Source organism: Arcticibacter svalbardensis MN12-7 (assembly GCF_000403135.1).
In the GTDB taxonomy this organism is placed as follows: domain Bacteria; phylum Bacteroidota; class Bacteroidia; order Sphingobacteriales; family Sphingobacteriaceae; genus Arcticibacter; species Arcticibacter svalbardensis.
Map to the genome: position 1 here is coordinate 18,820 of NZ_AQPN01000001.1, position 15,234 is coordinate 34,053.

At 36.6% G+C, this 15,234-nt stretch carries 15 protein-coding genes; 4 read left to right on the forward strand and 11 right to left on the reverse strand.

Annotation, left to right across the window (positions count from 1 at the left end):
* Nucleotides 1-226: 226 nt before the first annotated feature.
* From ADIARSV_RS00115 to ADIARSV_RS00140, 6 genes are all read right to left on the reverse strand, one after another.
* A complete protein-coding gene (locus ADIARSV_RS00115; RefSeq protein WP_016193283.1) occupies nt 227-1,345 on the reverse strand; it encodes a hypothetical protein in 1,119 nt (372 codons plus the stop codon).
* A gap of 85 nt (nt 1,346-1,430) precedes the next feature.
* Nucleotides 1,431-2,153, reverse strand: a complete 723-nt coding sequence (locus ADIARSV_RS00120; protein WP_016193284.1) for a hypothetical protein — start codon at nt 2,151-2,153, stop codon at nt 1,431-1,433.
* A gap of 155 nt (nt 2,154-2,308) precedes the next feature.
* Nucleotides 2,309-2,719, reverse strand: coding sequence for a hypothetical protein (locus ADIARSV_RS00125; protein ID WP_052016911.1), 411 nt, complete (start codon nt 2,717-2,719; stop codon nt 2,309-2,311).
* A gap of 325 nt (nt 2,720-3,044) precedes the next feature.
* On the reverse strand, nt 3,045-3,926 hold the full coding sequence (locus ADIARSV_RS00130) for a hypothetical protein (RefSeq protein WP_016193286.1): 882 nt from the start codon (nt 3,924-3,926) through the stop codon (nt 3,045-3,047).
* A gap of 11 nt (nt 3,927-3,937) precedes the next feature.
* Nucleotides 3,938-4,879 carry an RHS repeat domain-containing protein gene (locus ADIARSV_RS00135; RefSeq protein WP_016193287.1) on the reverse strand — a complete coding sequence of 314 codons (942 nt, stop codon included), beginning with the start codon at nt 4,877-4,879 and terminating at the stop codon, nt 3,938-3,940.
* Between the two features lie 384 nt (nt 4,880-5,263).
* Nucleotides 5,264-5,833, reverse strand: a complete 570-nt coding sequence (locus tag ADIARSV_RS00140) for a DUF6088 family protein (RefSeq protein WP_040298533.1) — start codon at nt 5,831-5,833, stop codon at nt 5,264-5,266.
* Between the two features lie 219 nt (nt 5,834-6,052).
* On the opposite strand from ADIARSV_RS00140, the gene ADIARSV_RS21705 reads away from it, so the two are divergent.
* Entirely contained in the window at nt 6,053-6,193 is a 141-nt protein-coding gene (locus ADIARSV_RS21705) for a hypothetical protein (RefSeq protein WP_016193290.1), read from the forward strand.
* Nucleotides 6,194-6,708: 515 nt separating this feature from the next.
* Here ADIARSV_RS21705 and ADIARSV_RS21710 read toward each other — a convergent pair.
* On the reverse strand, nt 6,709-6,873 hold the full coding sequence (locus ADIARSV_RS21710) for a hypothetical protein (RefSeq protein ID WP_016193291.1): 165 nt from the start codon (nt 6,871-6,873) through the stop codon (nt 6,709-6,711).
* Nucleotides 6,874-7,062: 189 nt separating this feature from the next.
* On the opposite strand from ADIARSV_RS21710, the gene ADIARSV_RS00145 reads away from it, so the two are divergent.
* The 3 genes from ADIARSV_RS00145 to ADIARSV_RS00150 all read left to right on the forward strand — a co-directional run bounded on the left by ADIARSV_RS00145 (nt 7,063) and on the right by ADIARSV_RS00150 (nt 8,386).
* Complete coding sequence (locus ADIARSV_RS00145) at nt 7,063-7,614, forward strand: hypothetical protein (protein WP_016193292.1); 552 nt, start codon at nt 7,063-7,065, stop codon at nt 7,612-7,614.
* Nucleotides 7,586-7,774 carry a hypothetical protein gene (locus ADIARSV_RS21375; RefSeq protein ID WP_152439718.1) on the forward strand — a complete coding sequence of 63 codons (189 nt, stop codon included), beginning with the start codon at nt 7,586-7,588 and terminating at the stop codon, nt 7,772-7,774. The genes ADIARSV_RS00145 and ADIARSV_RS21375 overlap by 29 nt, the downstream gene beginning before the upstream one ends.
* Before the next feature lie 258 nt (nt 7,775-8,032).
* Complete coding sequence (locus ADIARSV_RS00150; RefSeq protein WP_016193294.1) at nt 8,033-8,386, forward strand: hypothetical protein; 354 nt, start codon at nt 8,033-8,035, stop codon at nt 8,384-8,386.
* A 182-nt stretch (nt 8,387-8,568) separates the two neighbouring features.
* Here ADIARSV_RS00150 and ADIARSV_RS00155 read toward each other — a convergent pair whose 3' ends face one another.
* The 4 genes from ADIARSV_RS00155 to ADIARSV_RS00170 all read right to left on the reverse strand — a co-directional run bounded on the left by ADIARSV_RS00155 (nt 8,569) and on the right by ADIARSV_RS00170 (nt 15,199).
* Nucleotides 8,569-10,743: an alpha-N-acetylglucosaminidase gene (locus tag ADIARSV_RS00155; RefSeq protein ID WP_016193295.1), complete on the reverse strand. Its 2,175-nt coding sequence runs from the start codon at nt 10,741-10,743 to the stop codon at nt 8,569-8,571.
* A 125-nt stretch (nt 10,744-10,868) separates the two neighbouring features.
* The gene (locus tag ADIARSV_RS00160; RefSeq protein ID WP_040298550.1) at nt 10,869-12,098 is read right to left on the reverse strand and encodes a purple acid phosphatase family protein; all 1,230 of its coding nucleotides are present in this window, start codon (nt 12,096-12,098) and stop codon (nt 10,869-10,871) included.
* 169 nt (nt 12,099-12,267) lie between these two features.
* The gene (locus tag ADIARSV_RS00165) at nt 12,268-13,383 is read right to left on the reverse strand and encodes a D-TA family PLP-dependent enzyme (RefSeq protein ID WP_016193297.1); all 1,116 of its coding nucleotides are present in this window, start codon (nt 13,381-13,383) and stop codon (nt 12,268-12,270) included.
* Nucleotides 13,384-13,639: 256 nt separating this feature from the next.
* On the reverse strand, nt 13,640-15,199 hold the full coding sequence (locus ADIARSV_RS00170) for a putative Ig domain-containing protein (RefSeq protein WP_152439719.1): 1,560 nt from the start codon (nt 15,197-15,199) through the stop codon (nt 13,640-13,642).
* Nucleotides 15,200-15,234: the final 35 nt, after the last annotated feature.

The window sequence follows — 15,234 nt, forward strand, 5'->3', positions numbered from 1 at the left end:
CAAGCTTTTGGCACCTCTTGACGTTTTCCTTATGACTCGAAATAGCATACCGCTCTATACCAATATTGCCATTTATTGTATCTATAAATGCAATGTCGCAATAGCGTTTTTCTTCATAAACCTTTTTCAACTCATCAGTGCGATTCAAGGGTAAAAGCTAAAAATCCAAGGTCTTTTTGAGGCATGATGAATTGGTAGCTTAAATCAGTTGGAGTTATATCCCTGATTAAATAATAAGGCTTTTATTTTCCTCTAATTTTTCAAACTTTGCTTTTTTTACTAAATTTTCAGCACCATCCATTAGCTGCAATTCAATGAAGCTGTTAATGTGGTTCATTTCCTCTTTTAATTGCGGTACGTCATTTAAGTTAAAAACATTTGTGTCTAATAGTTGATTGCCAATAGCTTTTATCTTTTTACTCTTGATTCTTTCATTGGCTTTAATTCCCTTAAATAACCTGAACGTCTGGGTGATTCGCTTTAAGAGTGGTAAATTCGCTTCTTGCTCTTCCAAAATTAGTTTCATAGGAAATATATGATCAATAGCTATGAATCTTAAGGCTAAAGTATTCATGGGCAATTGCTCATTTCCCATGCCCATCTTTGTGTAAAGTATGCTGCGGCTATTATCATTAAGAATCAGTGTTACGCTTACTTTTTGGGAAGAATCAGTTTCAATTGTTAACTCTTTAATATCATTAAGAATAATGGTACCCTTGTTTGTATGTAGCTGTATGTTATTGATCTGATTTTCAATATAATCATCAAAAAACTTTCTCGAGATTTGATCTTTATAAAAGAGCTTTTTCAGAAAGCTGATAAGAAAATATACCTTCCCATAGCATCTGTCTTGAGTAACCATCCGGAAAATGAATATTTTCTTTAACGAATCTTTATTATAAGTAAGTTGATTTGGAAATTGAAGATCCTTTAGAAAAACTGTCGAACTTTCTTTTATAGCCTTAGTAAACTGTTTCAAAGGTTCAACATCATCAATTATTTCCTCGCCACTTAGGGTTTCTATCAAAAAATTACGGTATTGAATTAGCCCGTTCTTATATTTATTGACAACGGCTACCGGAGCTTCTTTTGTGACTATACCTATTAGGCGGTCAATTAATTCTTCTACACCAAATTTATCGGATTGATTAACCACTTCTTTAATCACCTTAAAAAATGAATCGTCCTTGAAAAAGTTAATCAGGATAGTTTTATTAGCTGAAGCAACATAGCTTGCATATGAATTTGCAGATCCAGCCGTGTAGTTTTGATCTTCCCTAAGCCAGGTGATAAATTCGTTTCTTAAGTAAAAGCCATTCGGTTTATTGGGTATAATATTTGACATCTATTGTAAGTTATTTAGAAGTTGGTAAGGTAAATAAAACTATCTTATGCGTTCGAGGAAAATATAATGCTCATACATACGATTTTTAATCGTTCAACCCCAACCCTCTCAAAATATTCACCCCTATCTTCGACGGTTCTAAAATCATTGGGAAATCCTTCAATATTTCTTCCTTTTCTAATTGAAAGCTATTTAAGATATTTTGATAAGTAACGTTCTCTGGAGATACAGGTTCCTTACTATGCAGATCAGTTTTCCTATCGTAAAGAGAATACTCAACTTTACCATTGTAACCAGAAAAAAACAATTGCTTAGCAGATTGCTGATTGACATGATCTTTATTATATAATGCGAACCAAGCGTGCTCACCTCCCGTATTTCTAGGGCCAGCGAAAGTACAAACTTTTGATATCTTCGTTTCGTTTACTATCTGCAAATCTATTTGTAAACCTTTAGCTAACTGGGAGAGGAAGGCTTTAATCGTTCCATTATCATCATCTATGATGAAGGTATAAATGAGAGAATACACATCTTTATAGGACCCAAAAGCACCTTTGTTAGCCTTGTAATAAGTCTCAAGTTTTTCAAGAGTTAAGGTTTTAGATCTGATGTCTTTTGCCACTTCATAACGAACTGCATTGACGGCTCCAATGCTGTCCTTGTATTTATTAATCAACCCTTCTAAAATCTCCTGCGGTAGATTCTTTAAATACTCTAATAATAACTCATTATTATTTCTGAGTTGATACACTAATTGAGATTTTTCAGTAATTAATTTTAATCCTGATTGGAAAGAGAGTTCTTGCATAATTCTTTTCTTGGAGATAATTGCACTTAGTATCCTATATCTAAAATACTCTAATCAAGCACTCTCCCGATACAATAGATAATATACGTTTGTCACAGATAGTTATTAGCACGAGATATAAACCAGATATTAAACGTTCGATTACCAAAGTTATATCACTTACCTTTTTTTTTCAATGAAGCTATATCGCCTAAATCTTTTTTTCTACCTGTAGCCTCTTTTTTTTTAATAAATTCACTAACGTTAATGAAGTTGACTTTTAAATCATCTACCTCACCATCGACTTTATTCTGATAGGCTTCATCAAACTCCACACCTGAAATAGCGTTTAGAATATCTATTCGAAGAGGAGGATAACCTAACTGCGTTACATAATTATCCTTTAAAAAATCCTTTTCCGAAAGACCAAGAGACCCAAAACCAAAATCATTTAAAACCGTAATCATTTTTGTAGCATTTTCAGCACTAGGTTTGATCCAGATATCAAGATCACCGGTATGCCTTGGGCGACCATGATAAGCAAGTGCATGAGCACCGACAATCATGTAATCAACATGATGGATCATTTACGGAATGCTTGAAAGCAAGTTGACAGTTCAGTTTACACGCCCAAAAAGCGTTGGAAAAAAACAGGAAAACACTATTCTGAAACCGCTTAATTGCCTCATTAACAAAATAAATGGCTGTTTTTTGCTTTCAAATCATGCCTGTGCTGTATGTTAGCTTACCTTTTACCCATAGTAATTCTACTTTGTAGTGTCGTAACTTAAAAGATATTTAACTGGTTGGCGCAAGTACCATCCAGTTAAATTACTCGACAACAGTGATTTAAAGCTGTCTCTTCGGTAATTGCAACTTTATAAATTAAAAGCCCAGACTTAAAGGGCTCTTTTATTGTATATGTGCTATTTCAAATTCAAATCCGCTGAGCTTCTCTTCTTCAACCATTTTTCTAAAATTAGGTGAACACAAATATAAAGGCCCTGGCCGTAGCAAGCCTCTCTTAACACCTATCATCTGATTACTGGCAAAAAAGTCCATCTCGGTTATTGATGGATCATTTAATACAAATGCTTCTGATAAAAGATTTAATCCGATGGTATGACCTTTTGGGCATTTGTAAACTTCTTTTTCAAGTCTAATATGATAACCACCTGGTATTGTAAGTTCTAAAGATTCACTTCCTTCAGAGAGATCAAAAAGATTAACTCCTGCAGTGGTGTTATCCGACAATTCTAAACTGGAAGATGCAAATAACTGAAAATAGCCCAAAGTTTCTGTACCTGAAACAACAGGTTTAAATATTGCTCCTTTTAACTTTCTTTGCTTAAACGCTGTCGCAAATTTTTCTGATATTACCACTTCTCCTGCTATCGTTGTGACTATATCTTTTTTCGGAATCGAACCTTTTTTTAACATCAGTGTGCTAATTTGTTTCCTGTTCGCTCCGCATATTTTGCATGCTGCTGTTTGATCGTACAGTGTTCCACATTCTTCACCAGCCGGCTCAAACGTGACTTTTATTTTCATTTGCAATAGCGTAGCTGCATCTAATTCTTTCTTTGTATAATATCTTTTTATGTTTGAATAGAGAAAAAAGAAGTCATTATTTTTTTCTTTTATCTGGCTATTTAAAATTCTTATTTTCTCAAATTTGGGGTCGTCTTTAGTAATATATATAGTTGTGTTTGATCCCGTTTTTTTTCCTTCGCCTGATTTTAATAGCAAATGAGCATACTCATTAACTATTCTGAATTCAACTATTTCTTTCATCAATTTTTCTATTAAGGTAATGGAAATCGATTGTAAACCTTACTTAATATGTTTTTAAGTTCTGCAGCACTCGGTTTTCCTAGTCCGTATCCCCATTCTGCCCGAAATGCATTTGTTATTTTCTGATGGTATGCTGCATCTAATGGAACAAGCACTTGATTTTTTGCACCTCCTAAGTATTTAGGAATGGGATGATGTTCCTGGATTTTACCTGCCAGCTTGGGATATTCTTTTTGCGCAGCACTTACTAAATCCTCAGAGTATTGTACTCCCTTACTTGTTTCTGAACTTATCTGCACCGGACCAGCCTCATTAATCATGCTTTGTGTCATAGGCATCATAGGGTCAGGAACATCAGGCAATTTGCCTGACCAAAAATTCGTTCCTTTTGCAAATATTTTATTAGCAACACCGCCTGCCAGTCCACCAGTTACACCGCCTAGAAGTGAATTAACAGCTATGCTATGACCGTCTATTGCATCACCAAACCAAATCGCATTGCCTAAGCTCTGAACGGTACTACTGGCGAATGCACCTGTGAAACCTGCCAAGGCCCCTCCACCAACACTTGCAGCTCCCAATCCGGTCCCAACTAAAGAAGCCCCTCCTGTAGCTGCTCCAAGAGCTCCGGCACCACCTCCTATAATAGCTGCGGCTACAATATCTCTAACAGAAGTCCTGCCTTGAACAACATGAACAGCAACATTTATGGCAGCTCCTATTACTGCACCAACGAAAATATGAATAAACCTTCCATCGGGGTCTACGTATATTAACGGATTATTTCCCAGAGTAGCATATGGAGACTCGAAGATAAACTGTCTAGCCGGGTCAGGCGCATTCCATCGGCCTGTAGCAGGGTCGTACATCCTGGCACCAAAATCGTACATACCTGTAGGAAACTGATCTTCCTTTCCGATACAGAAATTCCAATTACCTAGTTTTGAACGCATTAAGTCTAAAAGATACAAAAACGGTACAATAAAAATTCAGACTTATAACTAGTTGAAAATCAACACATTACAAAATACATGTTTTTTCTCTTACTACCTCAAAAAGCAACAAAATTAATGAATTTAAATTGGTTTAAATATGAAGTATTGTCATATGATGTGCAGTTTGATGACGGCACGAAATCTAAATTCTATAAATCTATCTTTCAAATTCTCACATCAAAATATCGGAATTTTACGCTATAAAAAGATCATATTTCTTGAACAATTCAGTACTTATTCCTTATACGGTTTATCTCTAATTTGTGATTTTTAAAGTTATAATAGTATATGAAAAAAGTAATCTTTAATGCTCATTTAAATAATTTTCGGCCATTATACCAATTATAAAATTGCCATCATAAACGACTTTGTTCTTGGATTCCCATAAGCCTGAACAGATTTTTTCAACTTTACCTTGTCCATGCTAGATACTCTTTCTTTTACCCTGTTTAATACCAGAGAAGAGTCTTCAGCAATATTGGAAATATTATTTAAAAGGTCAACAAGTAAAAATTCAATTGTTAACTTTTTGGGAAATGCAGATTTGTCAACAAAATGAAATATACGGTTCCCTAATCTTATCGCACCTCTGCGCTTGTGATTATAAACAATTGATTTATTATATAACTGTGTAGTCCCCACCCCTAAACTATTGTACAGATTTGGGGAAGTAAGCAAAAAATTATCATCCTTTAAAAATTTGCTAACCAATTTTTTTTCATCAGGGGGCACCTTCCCAAATACTGACAACCTTGGATAGTGATATAGTCCATTACGAAGCTTGACCATTACCTGATCTTGAACCAGCCGTGCCAGCTCACGATCTACTGCTCCAGAAAAATGAGATAGATCTTCCCTACGGTAAACCTCACCACGACGTATGTATTTTTCTAGCCGACTTAAATCTTTCATAACAATCACACCACCTATTTGAAAATACAAAAATGGGAACAAATCTTGAATGATTGGAAATTTTCTTACAAAGAATGTACAAAAAACTCTACTTGACAAAGACTAATCTAACACAATTACATGAAATTATATATTTTGGTACTACTAACTTTTTAATTAATAATAGTTGCAAATAATAAAAGCAGCCAGGATCTACAACTCTGTGATTTAAAACGCATCATGGCGATATTTGCAAATCTGAATAGGCTTGAACTCGACTTTTTATGGGCTAACCTGATCACAGAGGAACTAATAATTCAACAGCCTTTCCTCGCCTTAATGATGGCAGGTTATAATTTGATCTGGAGCCACAAGAAATAAATGAAGTGCTGATACTTTACGTTGCTATTTGGGAGTTCTTCAAGACCGATCCTGACAAAAGTCAGAGCGATTACGGAATCACGATTTGATCAAATACATAACTTCAATATCCATCCAGTGGTAAAAAAAGCCTCGTTGGACAGTGTAACCACCAGTTTGCTATTGAGTGCAATAATACCGCGTTTAGGAACACACCCAGCCTTCTAAAAAACGGATGCCCAAAAATTAGGCGCTCTGATTGTTGGAGTAAAAGTACCATTGAATGCTTTCAAGAGCTTGCTTTGTAGCACACTTAGTTTACAAATGAACTAAAATTGCATAATAAACTTGTCTGGTTTATTGTGCAATTTTCCGTTTATTATGATAATTATTGGTTCATTTCTATATGGTTATATACGGATTTCCGTTTCTTCTTCGGATATTTTTAAGGATAACAAAACATTGAAGTCCTTTACTCCAACTGCATTAAGAAACCAGTGTCACAAGAAAACATAAGATCCACCATTATCAAATAATCAATCAGAAGTATTTTTCTTCAATTTAAGACTCTTGTCTTTTATGTTTTTAACCTGCATTCTCATTACCCCTAAGGACACAATGGTCTTTTTGAGTTGGCTAGTGTGTCCATCCTGTCCATTTCCAATAATGATATTTTGTAATTCATCTTTTTTATGCTTCATTATGGATGATTAAACAAATATATTATTTAACCATTAGGATTTATTTTTTGTCAGTAGCGGACTACCTGGTTACTATTCTATTGTAATCTTCCTTTAATTTTCATTTAGAGTTCTATTGCTAAATCCCTAAATTTGAACTTATCCGTTTCGACTATTTGCTGCACATGTGAACATACAATTTGAAGATAAATGTTTGATCAGTCATTAGAATATAAATTAGTACAGATCAGGAAAAACCGGTTTATTGAAAATGAAAGCTACCTGCAGGAATATATTTACAGCTTTTACAGGCATAACTCAAAATGTTGCATCAAGTATATCGTATCGGTCAAAACCTATGAACATGGATTGATGACGCTGGATTATTATCCTAAGCTAAATTTAACACCGAGGTTCAATTCCTTATACGATATACAAGACTTGCGATATCGGATGCTGACCAAACAGAATTCATTTGGTGTTATTGGTGGAACAATACTAGATATTATGCTTGAAATAAATAGTAAAACGGGCAATAATGTATGGGGATTTCTTGCTGCAAACTTACCGGGCGAAACTACAAATGCAAATAACAAACGTTACCAGGTTTATACTGAAGTTTTACGGCGTACCTTTATACATCACTTTGATGTTTTTGGTAATAAAGAAAATAGCGCTATCTTTATGATACCCAAAGCGAAAGCATCGAATTTAGTTAATATAATAGAACAATATGAGCAGATCTTCTCAGAAACCAACTAATGAAAAACAGGCTATTTCAAAGGCTGTTAGGGTCGCGCTTATGCCTAAGACCGAAGCCCAGGTAGTTCGTTCTGCCCAAACTGGCCGTTTTATAGGAATGTCACACAGTATTGCAAGAGTGGATGCCGTAATTATCCCAGGCTACAGAATTAGAGGTTAATCTTTTCACACATAAATAACCGGCACATATTACTATATGCCTTACATCCTCCTGTTTTACTGCCCTGTTTTGCATCCTAATATTAGCAATATTTGATGTATAAATACTTATGAAGAACAAACGCATATAGCTCTTCTCATTCGTTTCTTGGCACCCAGGCACTATATTATTAATCAAGATTAAAAAAGGACATAAGAGCACAATTTTTTTTGATTCAGGCTGTTTTATTTTAGCTATATGTCTACTTAATATTATCGTATGTATCCTAATCCCCTTATTCTGGCTCATTCGGGCATCTATATCAAAGAGGATCCGTTCTACTCCTCTCAGGTTGAAGTATTTGAACTCAGACCTGACCTGTATGTATCATGGGCTGCAATCACAATCAAAGACGATATATGCTTTGAAGATTTACACCTACGGGGTAATTGGGCCATTAACGGAGACTCGATGTTGATGTTTCTTACCGATGAAGAAAGCCAGGGTATGACTCGGGCAAGTTATGTTTGGTTGAATGATCACTGGGTGGCAGAAAATGATCCATCTGTTTACTTGCGAAAAAGAAGCAGATTGGATGATATCCAAGGACCATTTTATTTTGATCATCGATAGAATATATAGCTATTCTAAAAAAGAACGTGAACACCTTATAAGCAAATATGTTTATTGAAACAGGTTAATTAAGTTTGCACGAACCTGATGACATCAATTATTCACAATACCAATCTGGATCACATGAATTCTTCTGCTCAATCTTTTTGATGATAAACAAAGAATAGCTTATAGGGTATAAGTTAGAATTTCGCGACTTCCTGCCGAGCAACCTTTAAGGGGTGATCAAAGGGTCTTTTAGTTTGTTTAAAGTCCTCGTTGATCCATTTTTCTTCCCATTCAGGAATTGTCAATTTTTTCTTATTTGGCTGTTTTTGATATTGGTATTTCATCCTTTCAACGTAATAATCACTAATTAGTCCGGCCCACATTCGGGCAGAATAATCATCAATGGTACCTCCCCAAGTAGTGATCAGTCGTTTGGCATCACTGGCATAATATTTCCGCTCTTGCGGTGTATCTCCCCAAGCTTTTGCAAGATTTATCCAAACTTCTAATTTATGATTTGGATGAGATAACAATAGCCGATCTGCTATAATCAATAAATTAAATGCTTTATTGAGTTCAGTATCTTGAATATTTTTTTTGTCTGAAACGGCTGTTTTTATTAGGCTATCTGCTTTTAAGCTTAAGAATTGTGAAGTTAGTTCTATAGCATCGTTTTTATACAATTCAGACCCTGACATTTGGTTTGCGCATGATAAAAATTGTTTAACACCAGTAAAAAAGGCATCACTTACGTTGACACTACCATCCTGCTGCCCAGTTGCACTAATCTGATAACGAAACCTGGGATGTGGATCAAAAGTACCATAGCAAGAGGCTAAAAAACAATTATAAGCATCCTGCATCGCCTTAGGATAAGCTCCATAACGCTGCTTACAATAGTTACTTATCCATACGTTTATGTCTATTTTCTGCTCCCGCCAACCAACATCGGTGAGTAGTTCATATAAAATCTCATTATTTTCAATACCTTCAGGCGCAAATCCGAATCCTATTAAATTACCTTTGTTCTTATATTGCAAAGCTTCAGCAGGAGCCTCGGCATATGTTTTCAGAATACCGTTCCATGGCGTTTTCCCGCCCATATTAGGTATAAATGAATAAATCCATGCTTTATTAAAAAAGCCATGGTAGGTCTTCCATGAAGGAGCAATCTTCCACGAATCTCTGTTATATTCATTTGCCAGATCCAGAAATAAAATTTTATCATCGGGTACTTTTTCAACTAACATTCCAAGTCTTTTTTCAGTCCAGAATAATTTACCATCAGCTCCTTTATGAAAAGGAAAGGTCCAGCCCTGCATTACCCAAACTGCATCAGCATTAGCTGCCATGATAGACTTATATACCACACTTCCATAGTCTGATAATTGCTCAAGCTGTTGTTTTTCATTAGAGGCTTCAGGAACGTCCATTTCATTAAAGCTATCCGCCAAATAGTACTTTCCTTTCCCAAATTCTTTTTCCCATTCTTGAATATACATCTTACCAATCCTGGTAAATAGTTCATTATTGGGTAAAAGAATATGACCTAGGTTGGGTTTTAAATCTTTAAATCCTCCCCATATTATTTCTTTTATTTTTGCCTGTGGGAATACTTCAGTTATCTCTTTAGGCACGAAACCGGCAAATGCAGGAATGATCGGATGCATTTCCAGCTCATTCATCCGAGCCATAACTAAATGCGTTAATTTTACTTGCTTTTCATAATAAGAAGATGGTACATGGTTATCCCAACCTGTAATATTTCCCATTCTGTTCCAAGGATGATATGCCGGACCCGTAAAAAAACCATCAATGGCAGCCTCACTTAGCCCTAGCTTTTTGAATACTCGAATAAGGATCGCCTCATAAGCGCCATTTATTAGGGGCATGTCCATGCCATGTAATGCCATCCAATCCAATTCCTGTTGCCATCGCGAAAAATCCCAGTATGGTGTAGTATATCCATGTATAACTACATTAAAATAGTAATGGTATTGATATGGAGAAACTACTTTCTTTTTTTTTGCAGCTATCCATGGAGATTGGATATGTGCATTTTTACCACTCCAGGTAACCATGCCCTGATTGGTTTCTTTAAGGTAATCATAAAAGCCTTTGGTGATGCTTATAGCAGTATTTCCCCGGATAAAAAGTCGATCATTTATAGTTTCATATACAGGATTGGATCTTGTGGTGTTTGTTAATATTTCCAGATGTATTGCTGCGGCGATCCTGGATCCGAAATTTCTTTCAATTACTGCGCGGGAAGCCTCAATTATCGAACTGTTTTGTTTACGGTCTTGTGCGTTCACTTTACCGATAAACGACACAAAAAAAACGATCAGATAACATTTAAAGGGTTGCATAATTAGTTGATTATATTGCCAAAATTATATGAATGATCCGGTACTGATACATTTATCACTAAATTACGTTGAACAACAATTAACGTTTCATAAAACTAGATGTGTAGCTAATCTGCATTAAAAATTTATTGAAGATTACCTGACCCTTGCTTATTGATTGAATATGAACCAACAATTTCCCCGGTATCCCGGGTCATTACTATATTCATCATTTTTTGATCTGCGCTGAGCCGCATAAGAGTACGTTCAGATGGATTGGGCCCTCCCCCAATAATGATAGGAAAATTGTGGCCGGCCTGTGGTTCATGAACACCGTATCGGTGGGTATGACCGGAAATCAGCAGATCAATTTTATATTTATTGAATAAAGGGCCGAATAGTTTTCTGCAGTGCAAGGTTCCATGCCACTCCCCTGAGTGATAATGAGGAATATGCATGAATACCACCTTAAACTTCGCCTTTTTATAAGCAGTACTTTTGAGTTGTGACTCAAGCCATATGGCCTGCTCTTCACGATACTGGTCAAATTCGGCGAGTCCGGAATACTCATGATTATCGTCCTCCTTATCCTCTCCAGAATCAAGTGCAATAAAATGTACGGGGCCTTGTGTAAAGGAAAAATAGTTCCCTTTATTTATATTCTCAAAATAATCAGATAGATTCCTTGAAAACACGCCTCTTGTTTCATGGTTTCCCCTAATAAAAAGAAATGGTTTACTAGTCGAAAATATTTCGGCACAAGGATCAAGCAGGTGTTCGACTAACTGATCTTCATCTTTTTGATAATCGAACATATCACCATTTAAGAACACAAAATCAAAAGGTTGATCACCATTTAATTTAATTAAAAGGGGAAATGATTCAGGGTGGTCATGAATGTCATTTAAAATCAGCAAAGACACCTTATCTGCCTTGGCTGACATTGTAGTAAATTCATACGAATCACTTTCAATTGTCTTTCCGTAAATCAGTTTATATGGTTCATATAATACGATTTCTTTGGAAAACACCTTATAGGTATACTTTGTTGAAGGCTTTAAATTTTTAATTCTTACTTTATGGATACGATTATTTGCTTCCACTAACCCCCTGGTGACAGGATGAATCTTTACAGGTTTCTCATTTAACGCACTGACCTCAATCCAGCTGTAACAGGGCTGATCCGTTAACCAGAATACACTGATTGCAGTTGGCTCCGGGTTTTGCAGATATGGTTTTGATAAGAACGACAAGTTCCTGGTCATCACTCTTTCCCGCTTTGAGGCCACTGACAATAATGGTGAGCCCGTAGCAGCCAGAAGAGATGCTGCAGATATGAGCTGGAGAAAATCTCGCCTCTTTACTGTATTTTTCATTTTCATATAAGCTATTGTTAAATAACACCTATTCATTGGAGAGTTAAAACCGATTCCGTCACAAATTTCCAAAATCAGGTTTCCAGTGGTGTTCAGTGCAGAATTAATCTTATGTACATGATAATATTTTCAAAAAAGCATCATCATACAACGCACTATAAGCACCCATTTAAATGCTTATTTTCCTGCCTCTTGAAGTTATACCCCATTTTTCTTTAAGCGCTCCGTTTATATTGATAAGGGCATGATCATATAAGGCAACAGTTGGACAAATATGTATGGGTAAAGCATAAAGTAAATCCCCAACCTTATAATTGTGGACGTCTTCTGATTGAATAACCATATGTTCTTCACTTTGACTATAAGGCCTCAGTTCAGGTGCGTTTATAAAGAAAACCCGATTTTGCAAGTCGTTCTCACATGATATAGATTTATATCCAAGATCGATACACAGCTTGTTATGTCCTGGCAACGAAACCACTCTGGTTAAAACCAGGGCAGCAAACAAAAAATGTTGCTCCGGGATATTATCATGATACCCTTTATCCCAAAAAACAAACGTGCCCGGACTACATTCTGTATTCTTATTTATGGCATGAATAGCAAATGTTGGTGATCCTCCAGCAACCAGCAAGGGATAGGGAAAGCCCAAAGTTTCGATTGCTCTCCGAAGTACTTCTACTGGCTTAAAATCGTTCTCACAGTGAATAATACGATCAAGCAGGTTTTTATCTTTGATATGTCCATCATAAGCATGAAGGCCCATAAATTTAATCCCTGCCATTTTCTGCAACTGACAAAACAATCCAAGAGCATCGCCAGGAGATACACCAGTTCTGTTCATGCCCACATTCAGGTCAATAAATATTGGGATGATGATTGCATTTTCATCGGCAACGCTTGATATCATACGGCAGGTTTCCATATTATCAATCAGACAAGAAAATAAAGTAGCCGGATATGTTTTAATGAGTGCGATCAATCGTTCCAATTTAACTTTTGTGGGTTGATAGGCCATTAAAACATCTTTCGCCTTACACATTCCTAGCATTTCCGCTTCAGCAATTGTTGCACACTTGAATTTATTTATACCATGCTCAATCATTAACCTAGTCACGTCAATGGATTTATGTGTTTTTACATGAGGGCGCAAGAGATCAGTGGCAGGAACAAGTCCCTTTAAAACATCAATATTGTGAATCAATCGCTCATGATAAATGATCAACGCAGGAGTATCAATCTCTTCTACATTTTTTATATGATACCAGTTATCGTCTCTTTTCATCTTACCTCTTAACATAAACCCCTACCTATTTTCATTTATATGATTACTCCACTTACAAATTGACCCTGAGCTATACTCTTCTAATTAAAATATATGGGAGTAAATGTTACGCTTATCTGAATTGTCCAGATTGTCTTCGTCTTTTTAGAATTGAATCAGCGTATTTAGTCTTTTACGCTACCAGTATAACTGGAGTAAAAAACCTTCTGTTTCAGATTTGATTTCGGGATACTTGCAAAACCCGAGTGCCAGCTCCTTAAGGTTTACTAATTTTTACCATCACCACTCCTTGAGCCGGAACTGGAACGGTAAACTTTTCCTTAAACATACCAAGTCTTTTTTGCCGCCATATATCCCGGACCGCATATTTCCCTGAAATTTTCAATTCTGACCAATCAACACTTACTTCAGCGGCTTGCCCACCCTGATTAAATAAGCCAACAGCCGTTGAACCATCGACCAGTTTTTTTACCATCAAAAAACAGCTGTCCGATTTTTTGATAACGGATCCGCATTTTCCCAAAGGATCCAGATTGACGTCTATCACTTCTGGATTACAAAGCACATTGAGCGTAAATTCATCAAGCTTTGTCATATCCCCACTAAAGAAAAGCGGTGCGGCCATTAGTGTCCACAATGACATATAAGAATATTGCTGATTCCCGCTCAACAAACTGGGTTTAGGCAGCGTAAATGTAGTTCCGATCTGAGACCCAAACGATCCAATCTGTAGGTAATCTGGATCATTCCATGCACCAGGCTTAGACCACTCTCCATGTTCAGCATTTTTGAGTGCCACAGAAAAAAAACTATTCAATTCAAAGCCAAGATCTGATCCTGTCCGCCAACTATTTCCACTCACTTCGGTCCCCCACTCCCACACGTTTCCCATACCATATTGGCAAAGATTATATACTATATCCCGGGACTGATGGCTTAGTGCATTACCCATTAGCTCAAAAGGTTTTTTCATCTGTTCCAGTGAAGGCTTTTGACCGACAACCTTATTATAAGAGCACCAGTCATATTTAAGAAAATCAAATCCCCAAGCTGCATATTGAGCAGCATCCTGTTCTTCATGATTCCACGACCCAGTCATTACGGTACAGGTTGTGGGTCCGGGCGTGCTGTAGATTCCAGCTTTAAGACCTAACGAATGGATATACTGAGTCATGGCCAGCATATCCGGAAAGTGAATATTGGGAATAATGTCCCCGTTGTTTTTTCGTATCGGACCGACCCGCGTTGAATCCTGCATATACGGGTTGGTTTCTGTAGCATTCATCCAGCAATCGTCAACATTTATATATTGATATCCAACATCTGCCATTCCGCTGCTAATCATGTTATCAGCAGCTTCCCGTATCAGTTTATCGGTGATCCGGTTAAAATGGACATACCAGGGGCTCCAGCCCATAGGAGGAGTGAGCGCTAATTTATCGCCAGCAATTATCTTCAATTTTCTAGTACTTTTACCCTTGGAATTAGCCGCAAAAATCAAGAGATCATAGTCCCCTTTTAAAGGAGTGACACCGGTTATGATCCCAGTAGAGGGATCCAGTTTTAATCCCGCTGGAAGATTTTTTACCAAAAACTGAATCGGACGTTCACCCTGACATGGTATACGGTACAAAAAGGGGTGTCCCGGACGGCTACCATAAACTAAGGGTCCATTGATACGGGGCTGAGGTTTGGGTTTTGGTGTTAAAATTTCCTTTTCATTATTTACCTGCTTCCCCGTCTGTGGAAAGGCATTTACAGCACTAATTAAAATTGTGAGTAAAAGAAAGTAAAATTTTTGATGTAGCCGAATCATAATCATTTTCAGTATAGTAAAGCGTGTAGAAATAA